This is a genomic window from Mammaliicoccus sp. C-M13 (genome assembly GCF_022386845.1).
Lineage (GTDB): Bacteria > Bacillota > Bacilli > Staphylococcales > Staphylococcaceae > Mammaliicoccus > Mammaliicoccus lentus.
The window spans coordinates 254131-271431 of sequence record NZ_JAJNHQ010000002.1; the positions used below are offsets into that span (position 1 = coordinate 254131).

Consider the following 17301-nt stretch of genomic DNA (forward strand, 5'->3'; position numbering starts at 1 on the left):
TGAAATAATGAGAATTGAACAAGAAACAATAAACGAAATTCGGGAAAAAAATGACATATTAGATGTTGTAAGTGAATATGTAAAGTTAGAAAAAAGAGGTCGTAATTATATTGGACTTTGCCCTTTCCATGATGAAAAAACACCGTCCTTTTCTGTTTCTGAAGATAAACAAATATGTCATTGTTTTGGTTGTAAAAAAGGTGGTAACGTCTTTCAATTTATTCAAGAAATTAAGGATATTCCATTTGTTGAAGCAGTAAAAGAACTTGGAAGTAGAGTAGATATTCATGTTGAAAGTAATGAACCGAGTTCTTCTGAGGCAATAGTAGACGATCATATAAAAATGATTGAAATGCACGAACTAATGGCAAATAACTTTCATTATATTTTGAAACATACTGAAGAAGGCGAAGAAGCTTTAGCATATTTAAAATCTAGAGGATTTACAGATGAATTAATTAATGATAGAAAAATTGGTTATTCACCTAACCATTCTAAATTTACTCATGATTTTCTTGAAAAAAATGGATATGATGCAGTATTAGCGTTTGAGGCAGGGTTATTAAGTAGAAATGATGAAACTTTTGATTATTTCGACAGATTTAGAGATAGAATAATATTCCCGTTATTAAACTTTCAAGGTAAAACAGTTGGGTTCTCAGGGCGTACATATACAGATCAGACACCTAAATACTTAAACAGCCCAGAAACTCCTATATTTCAAAAGAGAAAAATGCTTTATAATATCGATCGTGCAAGAAAGTTTATTAGACAAAACGATGAAGTGATATTATTAGAAGGCTTTATGGATGTTATTAAAGCAGATCAAGCGGATATAAAGCAAGTTGTAGCAACAATGGGAACAGCTTTATCAAAAGAACATATTATTATGGTCAAAAAACTGGCATCTAATGTAACTTTGCTGTATGATGGAGATTTCGCAGGGAATGAAGCGGCTTTAAATGTAGGTAAAATATTATTAAATGAAGGCATAAATGTTTATGTAGTTCATTTACCTAAAAAAATGGACCCTGATGATTATATTACAGAGTACGGAAACGAAGCGTTTAAATCGTTTGTAGATAGCCAAAAACAATCATTTGTTGGATTTAAAGCACAACAATTATATTATGCTAATGAAAACAACGATTTAAAACACGAGCAACACTTAGAAGAATTAATTAATGATATAAATCTTATTCGCTCAGACTTTTTAAGAAAAAAAGTATTGCAACAAGTTGCTGATTTGTATAAAGTAGATGTTAACAGTCTAAAAAATCAACTCTCGCCTAATATAGTTCAAAATACTATCGATTACGACCAATATGTTCCGGATTTCAAGGAAAAAAAACTAGATAAAGTCGGTAGAGCTGAACAAGCATTAATAAAACATTTTATGAATCAAAAACAGTTATTTTTAGAATATCATTCTAGGATTAATCAAGAAGATTTTACTTCATTGAATAATAGAGTGATTTTTTCACGTTTAAATGGGTATTATAAGAATAACGATGTCTTTAATATTAGTGATTTTTCGAGTTACATTGAAGATCATAATATTATGGAAACCGTTATGTACCTCGATTCATTGCTTATTAATGACGATCCAGAAAGTGAAGAAATTGAAGACTATATTAATATAATCAGTCCTGAAGAAATTAAAGAAAATACAATCGAATATTTAAATGAACAATTAAATAAAGCAATGCAATCAGGTGATATGGCGTTGCAAAGACAGTATTTGGAACAAATTGTACAATATAATCGGAATAGAATGTAAGAGTTAAATAACCGGGAGGCCTATTCATGTCTGACAAAGAATTAAATAAAATCAATAGCGCTAACAATGAAGCAGTTTTAACAATTGAACAAGTTAAGCATCAATTAATTGAACAAGGTAAAAAAGCTGGACATTTAAGTCATGAAGAAATTGCTGATAAATTGCAAAATTATGAAATGGATTCAGATCAAATGGATGATTTCTTTGATTTGATCAACGAAAATGAAATCAACCTTATTAACGAAAAAGATTCTACTGATACTGATGATAAATTAAGTTTAAATGACTTAAGTGCTCCTCCAGGTGTAAAAATAAATGACCCAGTAAGAATGTACTTAAAAGAAATAGGACGTGTAAATCTATTAACAGCACAAGAAGAAATTGAATTAGCTAAAAGAATAGAAAAAGGCGATGAAGTAGCGAAGTCTCGTTTAGCTGAAGCGAACTTAAGACTTGTAGTAAGTATAGCTAAACGTTACGTTGGTAGAGGTATGTTATTCCTAGACCTTATTCAAGAAGGTAACATGGGGCTTATTAAAGCTGTAGAAAAATTCGACTTTAACAAAGGATTCAAGTTCTCAACTTATGCTACATGGTGGATTCGTCAAGCTATCACTAGAGCTATAGCTGACCAAGCACGTACTATACGTATTCCAGTACACATGGTAGAAACGATTAATAAATTAATTCGTGTTCAAAGACAATTATTACAAGATTTAGGTAGAGATCCATCACCAGAAGAAATCGGTGAAGAAATGGATTTACCACCAGAAAAAGTACGCGAAATCTTAAAAATTGCTCAAGAACCAGTGTCACTTGAAACGCCTATTGGTGAAGAAGATGACAGTCATTTAGGTGACTTTATAGAAGATCAAGATGCACAAAGTCCTTCTGACCACGCTGCTTATGAATTATTAAAAGAGCAATTAGAGGATGTTTTAGACACATTAACGGATAGAGAAGAAAATGTATTAAGATTACGTTTTGGTCTTGATGACGGTCGTACACGTACTTTAGAAGAAGTAGGAAAAGTATTTGGTGTAACAAGAGAACGTATTAGACAAATCGAAGCAAAAGCTTTACGCAAATTAAGACACCCATCAAGAAGTAAACGCTTGAAAGATTTTATGGACTAATTTGTAAAAGTTAATATTAATCCCAAAAAGCCTTTGACAATGCGTTGTTTTAATATAAAATATAATTGTATGAAGGTTTAATAAAAGGGAGGTTGTATGAATGAATCGTAATCCTGTTTTCCCGTTTATTCTGATTTTATTACTCGGTGTGGGATTAATATTCTTCATGTCAGCACATGGTGCTAACAAGGATGAAGAAAAAGAAGGCAAAGGTGGCGGTGAAAAAACTGAGAAGTTTGACGCTGCAACATTTGCAAAAGATAATTGTACAAGTTGTCATGGACAAAATCTTGAAGGTGGAATGGGTCCTAAATTAGCTGGTAGTTCTAAAGACGCTGGTGAAATGAAAAAAATCATCCGTGATGGTAAAGGTTCAATGCCTGCGCATGACGAAGCGACTATTTCAGACAAAGATTTAGACACACTTGTCAAATATTTAAAAGAAGATGCTAAATAATAATAAAAAATCTTTTGCCTTGGCAAAAGATTTTTTTAATGAAAGGAAAATGTCATGATCCAAATAAATAAACGTTTAACAAAAGTTAGTGAGTACTTAAATCATAATAAATTAGCAGATATAGGATCAGACCATGCTTATTTGCCTATTTACGCCATTCAAAATAATTTAGTAAAAGAAGCTATCGCAGGGGAAGTTGTTAAAGGGCCATTTCTATCAGCTCAAAAAAACACCGAGTTACACGGACTTTCGAAGTCTATTGAGATAAAGTTAGGCGATGGATTAGAAGTTGTAAATGATACGGTAGATGTTATTACAATATGTGGTATGGGTGGACCTTTAATTGCTCAAATATTAGATGAAGGTAAAGAAAAATTGACACATTACCCTGATTTAATATTACAAGCTAATATACATGCGTTACCAATTAGACAAGTATTGCAAAAGTTAGGATACAACATTGAAGCAGAGCAATTGATTAAAGATAAAAAGCATATATACGAGATTATTGTTGCTAAAAAAGGGAAAATGCAATTAAGTGAGAATGAATTAAAGTTTGGTCCTAAATTAATGATAGAAAAAGATGAATTATTTTATGATAAATGGGAAAGAGAAATTGAATCTTTAGAGAATATTAGTAATCAGCTAAAAAATCATAAAGACCAAACTCGTTATAATGAAATACAGGCGCAAATAAAACAGATTAAAGAGGTGCTATGATGATTATTAAAGACTTATTACAAGTAATAGATAAGCATGTACCATTCTCAAGTAGTGAATCATGGGATAATGTAGGTTTGTTGATTGGTAACCAAGAAAATGAAGTGAATGGTATACTAACAGCTCTCGATTGCACGAATGAAGTAGTAGATGAAGCAATTGAACAAAATATCAATACGATTATCGCACATCATCCTTTAATTTTTAAAGGTGTTCAAAACATCACAAATGATAGTTATGGACCGATTATAAGAAAATTAATCCAAAATGACATACAATTAATTGCTCTTCATACAAATTTAGATGTGTATGATAAAGGTGTAAGTTATATGATAGGTCAGAAAATAGGACTTACTAATATGGAAATTTTAGATAAGCAAAATGAAACATATTATAAACTGCAAATATTTATACCAGATGAAAACGTAGAAGAAATGAAAAAGGCATTTGATAATCATCAATTAGCTCAAACAGAAGAATATAGTAATGTATTTTTCCAATCACAAGGTAAAGGCCAATTCAAGCCAAGTGAAAATGCTAATCCCCATATAGGTACATCTAATAAAACAGAAATAGTTTATGAAACGAAATTAGAGTTAATGATTGATGGGAAAGATAAAGCTTTAGCAACACGATTATTATACGAATATCATCCTTATGAGGAACCTGTTTTTGATTTTATTAAAATGGAGAAAGCTTCTTCAGTAGGTTTAGGTATTATAGGAGAATTACCACAAGAACTTTCTGTAGAGGATTTTGTTGGACATTATAAAACACAGTTAGATATACCAGCAGTTCGTTTTATAGGTGATAAAAAAGCTACTATTAAGAGAATTGCTATAGTAGGTGGAGCAGGTATTGGTTATGCTCATATCGCTAAAAATAAACAGGCTGATTTATTTATTACAGGAGATGTGAAACATCATGAAGCTTTAGATTCAATAATGGATGGTATAAACGTATTAGATGCCAATCACTATAGTGAATATGTCATGAAAGACGGATTAAAATCATTACTAGAAGATTGGACTAATGGTGAAATAAACGTTGTATCTTCAAATATTAATACTGATCCTTACGAATATATGTAATAAACTAAAAGTACAATTAATAGGTTTAATCAATTAGTCTGGGACATTTGTTTGTGTCGCAGACTTTTTTATTTAATTAATCCAATAAAACTTATCTATTTAATACTTACCCTATAAAAAAGCAGTGAAAAACTCCACCGATTTGGAATCTTTCACTGCAACTTATAATATTTAATCATTATTACTTCATAATTTCTACAGGCTTTGGTTTTTTAATTTTTGGTAATATTTTTTCAACTGGCACATTACTTTTAAGTTTTTCAACGTCAATATTTGTTGGGTCATAATTTTTAATATAATCAATTACTTCTTTAACAATTGGTGTAGGAGTGGAAGCACCTGCTGTTACTGCAACGGTACTTACACCTTGCAACCACTCAATTTTTAGTTCGCTTATATCTGAAATTCTATAGGCATTTGTATGTGCAATTTCTTTAGAGACTTGTGCTAATCTATTAGAGTTGTTACTTTTTGGGTCGCCAACAACAATTAATAAATCAGCTTGGTTTGCTTGGTTAGCAACAGCTTCTTGTCTAACTTGAGTCGCTAAGCAGATTTCTTCGTGTATTTCGATATTTGGATATTGTTCTTTTAATTCGTCCATAAGGTGTTTAACATCCCACTGAGACATTGTAGTTTGATTAGTTACGATTAATTTTTTATCTTTTAAAGACTCGGGTAAAGCATTAATATCATCAATTGTTTCAACTAAATGTACAATATCTGGTGCTACTCCTACTGCACCTTCTGGTTCTGGATGGCCTTTTTTACCTATATAAACAACGTTATAGCCATTTGATTTCATATTTCTAATTAATTGGTGTGTGTTTTCTACATCAGGACAAGTGGCATCAATACATACAAGCCCTTTTTCTTTGGCGCGACGTTTAACTTCTGGAGAAACACCGTGCGCAGTAAATATAACAGTTCCATCGTTGATTTGTTCTAAAATTTCTAGTCTGTTTGGGCCATCTAAAGTAATAATACCATCAGATTCAAAAGCTTCAGTCACATGTTTATTATGAACAATCATACCTAAAATATAAATCGGACGCGGTAACGTTTTATCTAATGAAGCATTTCGTGCAATAACCATGGCATCTACAACACCATAACAATATCCTCTAGGCGTTATTTTAACGATTTCCATACAAAGCCCCCCTTATTCTTAATCATTATAACAAGTGTCAAGAATGATTGAAACTAATTAAAGTATCAAAATAACCTTAAACTCTATCATATTACTTTCATTTACTATATAATATATGAAGTGAAAAAGAAACGAGGAGGGTCGCTTATGTCTAAGCATCCGTTTGAACATTTTCAATTAGAAAATGAATTAGTTGAGGCAGTTAAAGATTTGAAATTTAACCAGCCGACAGAAGTACAACGACGTGTAATACCAAAAATTAAAAAGGGTTCAAATATAATAGGACAATCACAAACTGGTACGGGTAAATCTCATGCATTTTTATTACCACTATTTGATAAAATAGATGTAGATTTAAAAGAGCCACAAGTTATTATATTAGCTCCAACAAGAGAGTTAGCTAAACAATTGTATGACGCTGCATCTCATTTAGCGGAATATAAAAAAGGTATAAAAGTCAATTTATATATTGGTGGTACAGATAAATCAAGAGATATAGATAAGTCTAAGAACACGCCACAAGTTGTGGTAGGAACTCCAAATAGAATTGATGATATGGCTGTAGAAAAAGCATTAGATTTACATTTAGCAAAATCAGTGGTAATTGACGAAGCGGATTTAATGATTGATTTAGGATTTATGCCTAAAGTAGACAGCATTGCTAGCAGACTTGATAAATCTGCTCAAATTTCTGTGTTTAGTGCAACTATACCTAAAGCATTACATCCATTTTTAAATAAATATTTAGATAAACCAGAATTTGTTGAAATAGAAACAGAATCATCTAATAAAGATAATATAGATTTTTATTTAATACCTACTAAAGGTGAAGAGAAACAAGCGAAAATGTTAAAAGTAATGGACGTTATTAATCCATACTTAGCAATTATTTTTGCTAATAGTCGTGATAGAGCAAATGAGTTAGTGGCTTATTTATCTGAACATGGTTATAAAGTTGGTGTTATTCATGGTGGATTATCACCAAGAGAACGTACACAACAAATGAAACGTGTTAAGCAGTTAGACTTCGAATTTGTTGTTGCGAGTGACTTAGCTTCAAGAGGTATCGATATTGAAGGTGTAAGCCATGTTATTAACTATGACTTGCCAAAAGAAATTGACTTCTTTACACATAGAGTTGGTCGTACAGGTCGTGGAGACTATAAAGGTATTGCTATAACTTTATATACGCCTGATGAAGATGATTTAATTACGCAAATCGAAAAGAAAAACTATAAATTTAATCACGTTGATATAAAAAATGGTGAATTTGTCGAGATTAAAGATCGTCAAAAACGTACAAGACGTGTTAAAAAAGAAGATAATATAGAACAAAGTTTAAAACAAAGAATTAAACGTAACAACAAAAATAAAGTAAAACCAGGATATAAAAAGAAATTCAAGAAAGAATTAGATGAGCTGAAATTCAAAGAGAAAAAAGCACATTCTAAACGTACAAAAAAGCAAAGTAGAAAAGGATAGGTGTCAGATATGTTAATTGGATCTCACGTTTCTATGAGTGGTAAGAAGATGTTACTTCAAGCAGCAGAGGAAGCTGCTAGTTATAATGCTTCAACATTTATGATTTATACTGGAGCGCCTCAAAACACACGACGCAAAAAAATAGAAGATTTAAATATTGAAAATGGTCAAGCAGCTATGAAAGAGTATGGCCTTTCAAATATTGTTGTTCATGCACCTTACATTATTAATATTGCGAATACAACGAAACCTGAAGTGTTTAATTTAGGCGTAGAATTTTTACAATCTGAAATTGAACGTACTGAAGCACTTGGGGCGAAAGATATTGTTTTACATCCAGGCGCTCACGTTGGGGCTGGAGAAGAAAAAGGTATTAAAAAAATTATTGAAGGTTTAAATGAAGTTTTAACTAACGATAATGATGTTCGTATTGCTTTAGAAACAATGGCAGGTAAAGGTTCAGAATGTGGTAAAACTTTCGAAGAACTTGCTCAAATCATTGATGGTGTAGAACATAACGAAAGGTTATCAGTATGTTTTGATACATGTCATACAAATGATGCTGGATATAATGTTAAAGAAGACTTTGACGGTGTATTAAATGAGTTCGATAAAATTGTAGGGCTTGATAGAATTAAAGTGCTACATGTTAACGATAGTAAAAACCCACAAGGTGCGAGAAAAGATAGACACGAAAATATAGGTTTTGGTTCTATTGGCTATGATGCATTACATTATATTGTAAACCATGAAGCTTTCAATGACGTGCCAAAAATATTAGAAACACCATATGTCGGTGATGATAAGAAAAATAAAAAACCACCATATAAATTTGAGATTGAAATGATAAAGAATGGTACATTTGATCCAGATTTAAAAGATAAAATATTTAATCAATAATAAAAAAAGAATGCTAATCATATAGCATTCTTTTTTTATTCGTAAACATTACTATTTACATTTATAAATAATCGTTGTATAGTAATCTATTGACGAGGTGAATAATGTGGAAAATGAAACACCAATTTTCGAATTAAAAAACATAAGTTATAGTTATCCTAGTAAATTAGCATTAAGAGATATTAATATCCAAATATACAGAGGAGACTTTTTAGCTATTGTAGGTCCGAACGGATCAGGTAAGTCTACGTTATTAAAATTAATTTTAGGATTATTACCTTTACAAAAGGGTGATATATATATAAGTGGTAAAAAAATAAACCAATATAAATCATGGGAAAAAATAAGTTATGTATCTCAAAAATCTAACGCATTTAGTTCAGGATTTCCTGCAACTGTAAAAGAAGTTGTTATGAGTGGATTAACTAAAAATAAAGGTTTGTTTAAATGGTTTAATAAAGATGATGTAGCAAAAGTCGATGAAATATTAGAACGTTTAAATATAAGTAATTTAAAAAATGAAAATATAGCCCAATTATCAGGAGGGCAACAACAAAGAACTTTTATCGCACGTGCTTTAATATCTAAACCAAGCATTTTAATATTAGATGAACCAACTGTTGGTATAGATGCACGACACGTATCAGAATTCTATCAGTTATTAACACAACTGAAAGAAGAGGGAATCACAATTATTTTAGTAACACACGACATTGGTGTAGTTGCAGACACGGCAAGTAAAGTAGCATGCCTAAACCAACACTTACATTTCCATGGAACAAGCGAATCATTCAAATCATTAGATGAAGTAGCTATTTCTAAAATATATGGACATCCAGTCCAGTTCGTAGACCATCAGCACGATAGAAGTTGTTGTGTTGAAGAAGAAGCCATAAGCGAATAGACAAAAAATATTGCGCATTACAAAATGTAATGTTACTATATAAATCTAAAAACACTCAGTAGCTTTGGGTGGTGTACTAAGTGTAAAATGTTAGGCCATAGATAATAATAGGTCTACTTTACCATAGCTTATTAAAGTTTAGTCGTTTGTGGTGCTACACAAGCGGCTATTTTTTATTACTATTTTAAAATAATACATTGAGGTTAAAACTTTATTTTATAAAACAATTAAGGTTGATTTAGTAATGAATACGATTTACACTACTAATAGTACTTTAAATGACTATAAAAATTATTAATAAAAAAGTAAGAATTGTGTAACTTAAATGAAAATGTTAGTTAATAGGATAAATATGATTTTAAGTGATTAGCTTCTTGCTACATAAACTAAAGTATAATAAACAAAACAAAAATGGTTAGGAGTTATGATATATGGAAGGTACACCCAATGATTCTAATGCGTATTGGGTTACGTATGAACAGCATACACAATCATATGAGCTCGAAAGGTCGTGCTGTGTATGATCGATGCTTTTATGAATTTTGATTTTATAAGATATTCGTTTATTAGTGGTATTCTTGTTGGGCTAATTGCGCCTTTAATTGGTGCTTTTATCGTTGTAAGAAGATTATCTCTTATCGCGGATGCATTGAGCCATGTGACGCTTGGTGGTATCTCTATGGGACTGTTCTTTATGAGCATTAGTCCAGTATTTGCTGCTGTAAATCCTATATGGTTCGGTATTATCTTTTCGATAGCAGGTGCTTTATTAATTGAAGAGTTAAGAACTGAATACAAACATTATCAAGAAATCGCGATACCAATTATTATGAGCGCAGGTATTGGAATAAGTGTTATTTTTATTTCTTTAGCTAGTGGCTTTAATCAAGATTTATTTGGTTATTTATTTGGATCAATTAGTGCTGTAAATTTAAGTGACTTATTTACGATATTGGCTATAACAATCATCGTATTAATATTTGTTATGTTGCTGTATAAATCGCTTTTCGTTTTATCATTTGATGAAGAATATTCTCGAGTAATAGGGATGCCTAAGTGGATTCAATTATTATTCATTGTCATTGTAGCGCTAGTTATTTCCGCTTCAATGAGAGTTGTAGGAATATTATTAGTCAGTAGTCTAATGACTTTACCAGTTGCTACGAGTATGAGACTAGCAAAAGGCTTTAAACAACTAATAGGATTAAGTATCTTATTTGGTGAATTATCTGTAATACTGGGATTAATACTTTCATTCTATTTGAATATTTCTCCGGGTGGTATTATAGTAGGTTTATTGATAATAGAGTTATTAGGAAGTATTACTTATAGTAAAGTATTGATAAAAAAAGGAGGCTATCATCTTGAAAGTAGAAGAGGCCATTCAAATCTTGAAGAGTGAAGGACATAAATATACAAATAAACGTCGCGATATTATTTCATTATTTGTTAATGAAGATAAATATATAACGGCTAAATATATTCAAGAAGCTTTGAAAGATGATTACAAAGGTTTATCGTTTGATACTATCTATAGAAACTTATATTTATTTAAATCTCTAAATATTATAGAAAGTACGGAAATAGATGGAGAAATGAAGTTTAGAATTTCATGTCAGGATCATCACCATCATCACTTTATTTGTGAATCATGCGGAAACACAAAAGTTATTGATTTTTGTCCAATGGATGTAATCAAACAACAGTTAGGAAATGTTGAAATTACTTCACATAAATTAGAAGTATACGGTAAATGCGAAAATTGTAAAACGGGATAAATTAAAAGGACTTCTTCATTAGTTGTTAAATCTAGTGAAGAAGTCCTTTTTTATATTTTACTTAAAATGCTTGATACGTCATGCCAATTATTAATTCTATATATGCCTTTATTAAGTGATTTTTGATTATAAGGTGTATCGAATAAAAAGACCGGGATATTAAGCTTTTCGTTAATATCTAAAGCATTATCTAATTTATCTTCAAAGAATACATCAATACGTTGTTCTTTAGTAACCTTTAATTTATCGTGGCTCCCTGTTAATATGATTTGATCAAAAGGAATATTGTGTGTATCAAACCAAGTCTTAGTTATATCTTCTAAATAGTGGTGTCTGGCACTGATGTAATATAATTCATATTCGTGTTTTAGCTGGTTTAATATATCTTTAGCGCCTTCAGCAACTGGGGAATTTTGATATATATAAGATTCATTATTTTTGAACCAGTTTAACATTTCTTCTTCCTCACACTTTAATACATTAGCTAAATTGTATTCAGTTATATCTTCATAACGTAATTTCTCATTAAAATCTTTTTGTAAATAAGGAACGAAAGTTTTGGGACATGTAACTGTACCATCAATATCTATTCCTAATCTTGGTTTCCGAGTCATTTAAATCACCTTTTTATAAATTTAATAAAAACACAATAAATAAAATTTATTGTGCCTTAATTTGTTTTTTCTGTTTTGTTGAACTTTATGCTTTTTCCATTTCTATTGCCAGTTTATCGATTTCTTTTTTTAATTCTTCCACCATTGTTTCTTCTGGCACTTTTCGAACTGTTTTACCTTTCATGAATAAAAGTCCTTCTCCACGTGCTCCAGCGATACCTATATCAGCTTCACGAGCTTCGCCAGGACCATTTACTGCACAACCCAATACCGCTACTTTTAAAGGTACTTGAAGGTTAGAAATGTATTCTTCAACTTCGTTGGCAATGGATATTAAATCAATTTCAATACGTCCACAAGTAGGGCATGCAATTAAAGTAGCCGCATTACTAGCTAAGCCGAAAGCTTTAAGTAAAGATTTAGCTACTTTAACTTCTTCAACTGGATCAGCAGATAATGAAATTCGACAAGTATTTCCAATGCCTAGACTTAAAATAGCCCCTAAGCCTGCTGATGATTTAACAGTACCATTAAATAACGTACCACTTTCTGTAATACCTAAATGTAACGGGTAATCAAAAGCTTGTGCTGCTTTAGTATAAGCTTCTATAGCTAAGTTAACATCACTAGCTTTCATAGATACGATAATATCATGGAAATCTAAATCTTCTAGTATTTTAATATGGTGTAATGCGCTTTCTACCATACCATCTGCAGTAGGGTAACCATATTTTTTTATAATATGTTTTTCTAAAGAGCCAGCATTAACGCCAATTCTTATTGGAATATTCTTTTCTTTACATGCTTTTACAACGGCTTCTACCTTTTCTCTTCTACCTATATTACCAGGATTGATACGAATCTTATCAGCACCGTTTTCAATTGCAATTAATGCTAATTTATAATTGAAATGTATATCCACGACAAGTGGAATGTTAATTTGTGACTTTATGTCTTTAATAGCATAAGCATCTTCTTCGTTAGGACAAGCTACACGGACTATTTGACAACCTGCTTCTTCTAAACGTTTGATTTCTGCTACTGTTGCTTCAACATCATGTGTTTTAGTAGTCGTCATACTTTGAATAACGACTTCATCAGAACTGCCTATTGTTAAATTGCCCACTTTAACTGGCTTCGTTTTAGTACGATGAGTGATTTGTGACATGATAAGACCCCTTTATTTAATTTATTATTGTTTAAGACTAGCACGTTTCTTTCCGTTTGGTAAATAATACGCCGTAACAATAATGCCCACAATTATTATACACCATGATACAAACATTAATAAAGCGTTCCCAATAAGAATACCTAATAATAAAACTAAAGTAGGAATAGATATAATAAATGTTATCATTTTAAACCAAGTCATATATCTAGATTTTTTATTTAACAGGATACTAATTAAGTGACCTATAAAAGCAACTATAGCAATTTTAAATGAAATGCTCATAAATTGTATAAACAATAATAGTAAGATAATGATAGAGAAATAAAAATATTTGGAATCATTAATAGTATCGATAAAACTAGATAAATCCTTTTCATCATGAATTACACTTGATAAAGAACCATAACTTATTTTAGTATGATCATTATAATTTGAAATTTCTATGTCCTGTGGTTTAAAGACGACTAGATGTTCGGGTTTCATTTTAAATTGTTGTGATTTAGTAAATACAATAGAATGTTTATCATTTAATTTAATGATTTTTTCTTCAGACAGTTTCATTTCATTATTATGTATTTTAAACTTAGGAATTTCATCAACTTCTTCGTGAGCTAATGTAGATATATTTTGAGTGATTTGAAAATACTGAATAGTATTCGGTATAATTAGAATTATACTCAGTAGTAATATATGTAGAAAAACATATCTCAATTTAGTAATTCTATACATGGGATATTTTTTTGGATGCTTAATCAATCTCTTTAATTCATTAACATATTGCATGCGTTCACCTCATTCTTAATTAATAATAATGATAAATCGATTTAAGTGCAACATGATTAAATACTAAACTAAATATTTTGAATATTAATAAACAAAAGATTTGTTTAAATAGAATAAACTTGATAAGATAAGTATGTAAAACAAATGAGGAGGATGATTATTTATGGCTTTTGAATTACCAAAATTACCATATGCGTATGATGCATTAGAACCACACATCGATAAAGAGACAATGGAGATTCATCATACGAAACACCATAACACTTATGTAACAAAACTAAATGATGCAGTTAAAGGTACTGACTTAGAAAGTAAATCTATTGAAGATATTATTAAAAACTTAAATTCTGTACCAGATGATATCCGTACTGCAGTTCAAAACAATGGTGGCGGACATTACAATCACTCATTATTCTGGGAGATGTTAACTCCAAATGCTTCTGAACCATCAGGCGAAGTAGTAGATGCAATCAGTTCTACTTTCGGTTCATTAGACAAATTTAAAGAAGAGTTTGCAGCAGCAGCAGCTGGACGCTTCGGTTCAGGTTGGGCATGGTTAGTTGTAGATAACGGTGAATTATCAATCGTTTCAACTCCAAACCAAGATAACCCATTATCTGAAGGTAAAATTCCTGTATTAGGATTAGATGTTTGGGAACACGCTTACTACTTGAAATACCAAAACAAACGTCCAGATTATATCAGTGCATTCTGGAATGTTGTAAATTGGGATAAAGTAAACGAATTATACCAAGCAGCAAAATAATTTATTAATAGAGTCCGGGGCATAATTAATTGTCCCGGACTTGTTTTTTTATTGGCAGTAGTTGATTGGATTGAAATTCTCTTATATCAAGCTTTTTTCATTCCTAATCATCCAAGCTGGGGTGAGACAACGAAATCTTTTTAGAAAAAAGAGATTTTCCTCTCGCTCTCTTTTTTTATAAAATTTCAACTATATCAATGGCATTGTTAGCTATAATCATATATTATGAAAGTATTATATTAGAGTTGAAAAGGTAGGTTTAGTTCTTGAAACGATTAAAAAAGAAATCTAAAGAAGAAGAATTTCGACTTTTAATGAATAAACGCGTAAGTATCATCTTAGGGATAGTTGTCATTTTATTCTCAGTCTTAATTATGCGATTAGGGTATTTACAAATTGTAAAAGGTGCTGAGTATAAGAGAACAATTGATAGTACAGAATCAATAACTGTGAACGAATCGGTCCCTAGAGGTCGAATTTACGATAGAAATGGAAAAGTACTAGTCGATAATGAATCTAAGAAAGCAATTACATATACAAGAGATAGAAGAACGAGTCAGGATGATATTTTAGATATTGCAGAAAAATTATCTCATTTAATAAAAATGGATACTTCTCGTATCACAGATCGAGATAAACAAGATTACTGGATTATCAAAAATCAAGATAAAGTGCAAAAGCTTATGAAAGATGAACAAGCACTTTTCTCTGACGGTAACATAAGTCAAGATGATTATGATGAAGCTTTATACAATAAAGTGACGAAGAAATATACAGATGAATTATCTAAAGACGATTTACAAGTTTTAGCTATTTTTAGAGAGATGAATTCAGGTTCTCAGTTAAGTCCGGTAGTCATAAAAAATGAAGATGTAGGCAATGAAGAATACGCAGCTGTATCTCAACATTTATCTGAATTACCAGGTGTTAATACGACAATGGACTGGGAAAGAAGATATCCATATGAAGAAACACTAAGAACATTATTTGGTGATGTTTCTAGCAAAGAGGAAGGTTTACCGAAAGAATTAGTAAACGACTATTTATCAAAAGGATATTCAAGAAACGATAGAGTAGGTAAATCATATTTAGAATACCAATATGAAGATATTCTAAAAGGTTCTAAGAAAAAAATGAAATACGTTACTGATAAATCCGGAAAAATAACAAGTTCTGAAGTTATATCTGAAGGATCTAGAGGTAATGATCTTGTCTTAACAATCGATATAGATTTACAGAAAAAAGTTGAAGAATATGTTGATAAACATATAGAATCATTACGAAATAAAGGTGCCAAAGATATGGATCGAGTGATGGTTGTTGTACAAGACCCAAGAAATGGTGATGTACTTGCAATGGCAGGTCGAGATATTGATGAAAATGGCAAAATTACTGACAATCATATCGGAAATATTACAAGTCAATATACAGTTGGTTCATCTGTAAAAGGCGCTACTTTATTAGCGGGTTATCAAAACGATGCATTAAAAGTTGGAGATTCAATGGTCGATGAACCATTAAAATTTAGTGGTGGTTTAACAAAACGTTCTTACTTTAACCAAGATGGTACGAAGAGAATAACAGATGCTGAAGCACTTATGCATTCATCTAACGTGTTTATGTATAAAACAGCATTATTATTAGCGGGCACACCATATAATAGTGGTATGTCATTACCATCTGATGTGGAAGAAGCCGGTATTAAATTAAGAAAAGGGTTAAACCAAGTAGGGTTAGGTGTTAAAACAGGTATAGATTTACCAAATGAAACAGCAGGTCAAATCGAACCTATTAAAGATAATCCAGGTAACTATATTGATTTAGCAATTGGACAATTTGATACTTATACACCAATACAATTATCACAATATGTTTCTACAATAGCTAACGATGGTTACCGCTTAAAACCACACTTAGCAAAAGAAATTAGAAATTCTACTAATGAAGATTCACTTGGACCTATTAAGAAATCATTTAAAGGTGAAGTGATGAACAAAGTAAACAATAATGATAAAGAAATAAAACAAGTCCAAAAAGGTTTCGATATGGCATTTAATAAAGAAGAAGGAACAGGGTATTCTAGTTTCCATGATACTGTAGTTAGATCAGCAGGTAAGACTGGAACAGCAGAAGTATTTAAAGATGGTAAACCACAGGTTAACTCAACATATGTAGGATATGCACCAGCTAAAGACCCTGAGTTATCATTCTCAATCACATATACAAACCAACCAGTACCAGAACCATGGTTACCAGGTGGGGACTTAGGTAGAGATATCATAAATTATTACTTTAAAGATAAGAAGTAATTCATAAAGAGGCTGAGACAAATAAATTGTCTCAGCCTCTTATTTGTGTAAATAAAGTAGCGAATGTTGCAAGACGAGGTCCACGTGCAACATAAAGCCCTCGAATGTTGCAAGACGAAGTCCACGTGCAACATAAAGCCTCTGAATGTTGCAAGACGAGGTCCACGTGGAATATGTCCATATAATTGTGTAATAAAAAAAGAGCCAAATATAGCTCACTTTAGTACAATGTAATCGACTAAGAAAATATTGTAGAGGTG

General features: G+C 31.1%; 16 protein-coding genes. 12 read left to right on the forward strand and 4 right to left on the reverse strand.

All coding sequences use genetic code 11. The features are described from left to right. The first annotated feature begins 7 nt into the window (after nt 1–7). The 5 genes from dnaG to LQ615_RS02955 all read left to right on the forward strand — a co-directional run bounded on the left by dnaG (nt 8) and on the right by LQ615_RS02955 (nt 5184). Nucleotides 8–1780: a DNA primase gene (gene dnaG / locus LQ615_RS02935; RefSeq protein WP_016998577.1), complete on the forward strand. Its 1773-nt coding sequence runs from the start codon at nt 8–10 to the stop codon at nt 1778–1780. 26 nt (nt 1781–1806) lie between these two features. Further along, nucleotides 1807–2916 (forward strand): RNA polymerase sigma factor RpoD, encoded by a 1110-nt coding sequence (gene rpoD, locus LQ615_RS02940; protein WP_016998578.1) that lies wholly within the window; start codon nt 1807–1809, stop codon nt 2914–2916. Between the two features lie 100 nt (nt 2917–3016). Next, on the forward strand, nt 3017–3373 hold the full coding sequence (locus LQ615_RS02945) for a c-type cytochrome (RefSeq protein WP_064204527.1): 357 nt from the start codon (nt 3017–3019) through the stop codon (nt 3371–3373). Between the two features lie 54 nt (nt 3374–3427). Then, nucleotides 3428–4093, forward strand: a complete 666-nt coding sequence (locus LQ615_RS02950; protein ID WP_218729390.1) for a tRNA (adenine(22)-N(1))-methyltransferase — start codon at nt 3428–3430, stop codon at nt 4091–4093. Then, nucleotides 4093–5184, forward strand: coding sequence for a Nif3-like dinuclear metal center hexameric protein (locus LQ615_RS02955; protein ID WP_016998581.1), 1092 nt, complete (start codon nt 4093–4095; stop codon nt 5182–5184). The genes LQ615_RS02950 and LQ615_RS02955 overlap by 1 nt, the downstream gene beginning before the upstream one ends. 181 nt (nt 5185–5365) lie before the next feature. Here LQ615_RS02955 and LQ615_RS02960 read toward each other — a convergent pair whose 3' ends face one another. Further along, on the reverse strand, nt 5366–6334 hold the full coding sequence (locus LQ615_RS02960; protein WP_016998582.1) for a 4-hydroxy-3-methylbut-2-enyl diphosphate reductase: 969 nt from the start codon (nt 6332–6334) through the stop codon (nt 5366–5368). A 147-nt stretch (nt 6335–6481) separates the two neighbouring features. Here LQ615_RS02960 and LQ615_RS02965 point away from each other — a divergent pair, with 147 nt between their 5' ends. The 5 genes from LQ615_RS02965 to LQ615_RS02985 all read left to right on the forward strand — a co-directional run bounded on the left by LQ615_RS02965 (nt 6482) and on the right by LQ615_RS02985 (nt 11398). Continuing rightward, on the forward strand, nt 6482–7816 hold the full coding sequence (locus LQ615_RS02965) for a DEAD/DEAH box helicase (RefSeq protein WP_016998583.1): 1335 nt from the start codon (nt 6482–6484) through the stop codon (nt 7814–7816). Between the two features lie 9 nt (nt 7817–7825). Then, nucleotides 7826–8716 carry a deoxyribonuclease IV gene (locus tag LQ615_RS02970; protein WP_016998584.1) on the forward strand — a complete coding sequence of 297 codons (891 nt, stop codon included), beginning with the start codon at nt 7826–7828 and terminating at the stop codon, nt 8714–8716. Nucleotides 8717–8822: 106 nt separating this feature from the next. Continuing rightward, nucleotides 8823–9620 carry a metal ABC transporter ATP-binding protein gene (locus tag LQ615_RS02975; RefSeq protein WP_064204529.1) on the forward strand — a complete coding sequence of 266 codons (798 nt, stop codon included), beginning with the start codon at nt 8823–8825 and terminating at the stop codon, nt 9618–9620. Nucleotides 9621–10140: 520 nt separating this feature from the next. After that, nucleotides 10141–11022 carry a metal ABC transporter permease gene (locus LQ615_RS02980; RefSeq protein WP_016998587.1) on the forward strand — a complete coding sequence of 294 codons (882 nt, stop codon included), beginning with the start codon at nt 10141–10143 and terminating at the stop codon, nt 11020–11022. After that, the gene (locus LQ615_RS02985; RefSeq protein ID WP_016998588.1) at nt 10985–11398 is read left to right on the forward strand and encodes a Fur family transcriptional regulator; all 414 of its coding nucleotides are present in this window, start codon (nt 10985–10987) and stop codon (nt 11396–11398) included. Before LQ615_RS02980 ends, LQ615_RS02985 begins: the two co-directional genes overlap by 38 nt. 50 nt (nt 11399–11448) lie before the next feature. Here the strand turns inward: LQ615_RS02985 and LQ615_RS02990 are convergent, their stop codons facing one another. From LQ615_RS02990 to LQ615_RS03000, 3 genes are all read right to left on the reverse strand, one after another. Continuing rightward, entirely contained in the window at nt 11449–12012 is a 564-nt protein-coding gene (locus tag LQ615_RS02990) for a 5' nucleotidase, NT5C type (RefSeq protein ID WP_064204530.1), read from the reverse strand. Between the two features lie 85 nt (nt 12013–12097). Next, on the reverse strand, nt 12098–13171 hold the full coding sequence (gene ispG / locus LQ615_RS02995; protein WP_239703717.1) for a flavodoxin-dependent (E)-4-hydroxy-3-methylbut-2-enyl-diphosphate synthase: 1074 nt from the start codon (nt 13169–13171) through the stop codon (nt 12098–12100). 33 nt (nt 13172–13204) lie between these two features. Next, nucleotides 13205–13966 carry a DUF1189 family protein gene (locus LQ615_RS03000; RefSeq protein ID WP_239703651.1) on the reverse strand — a complete coding sequence of 254 codons (762 nt, stop codon included), beginning with the start codon at nt 13964–13966 and terminating at the stop codon, nt 13205–13207. Between the two features lie 163 nt (nt 13967–14129). Here LQ615_RS03000 and LQ615_RS03005 point away from each other — a divergent pair, with 163 nt between their 5' ends. Next, nucleotides 14130–14732, forward strand: a complete 603-nt coding sequence (locus LQ615_RS03005) for a superoxide dismutase (protein WP_016998592.1) — start codon at nt 14130–14132, stop codon at nt 14730–14732. A gap of 314 nt (nt 14733–15046) precedes the next feature. Then, nucleotides 15047–17041, forward strand: coding sequence for a peptidoglycan D,D-transpeptidase FtsI family protein (locus tag LQ615_RS03010; protein WP_064211060.1), 1995 nt, complete (start codon nt 15047–15049; stop codon nt 17039–17041). Nucleotides 17042–17301 lie beyond the last annotated feature (260 nt).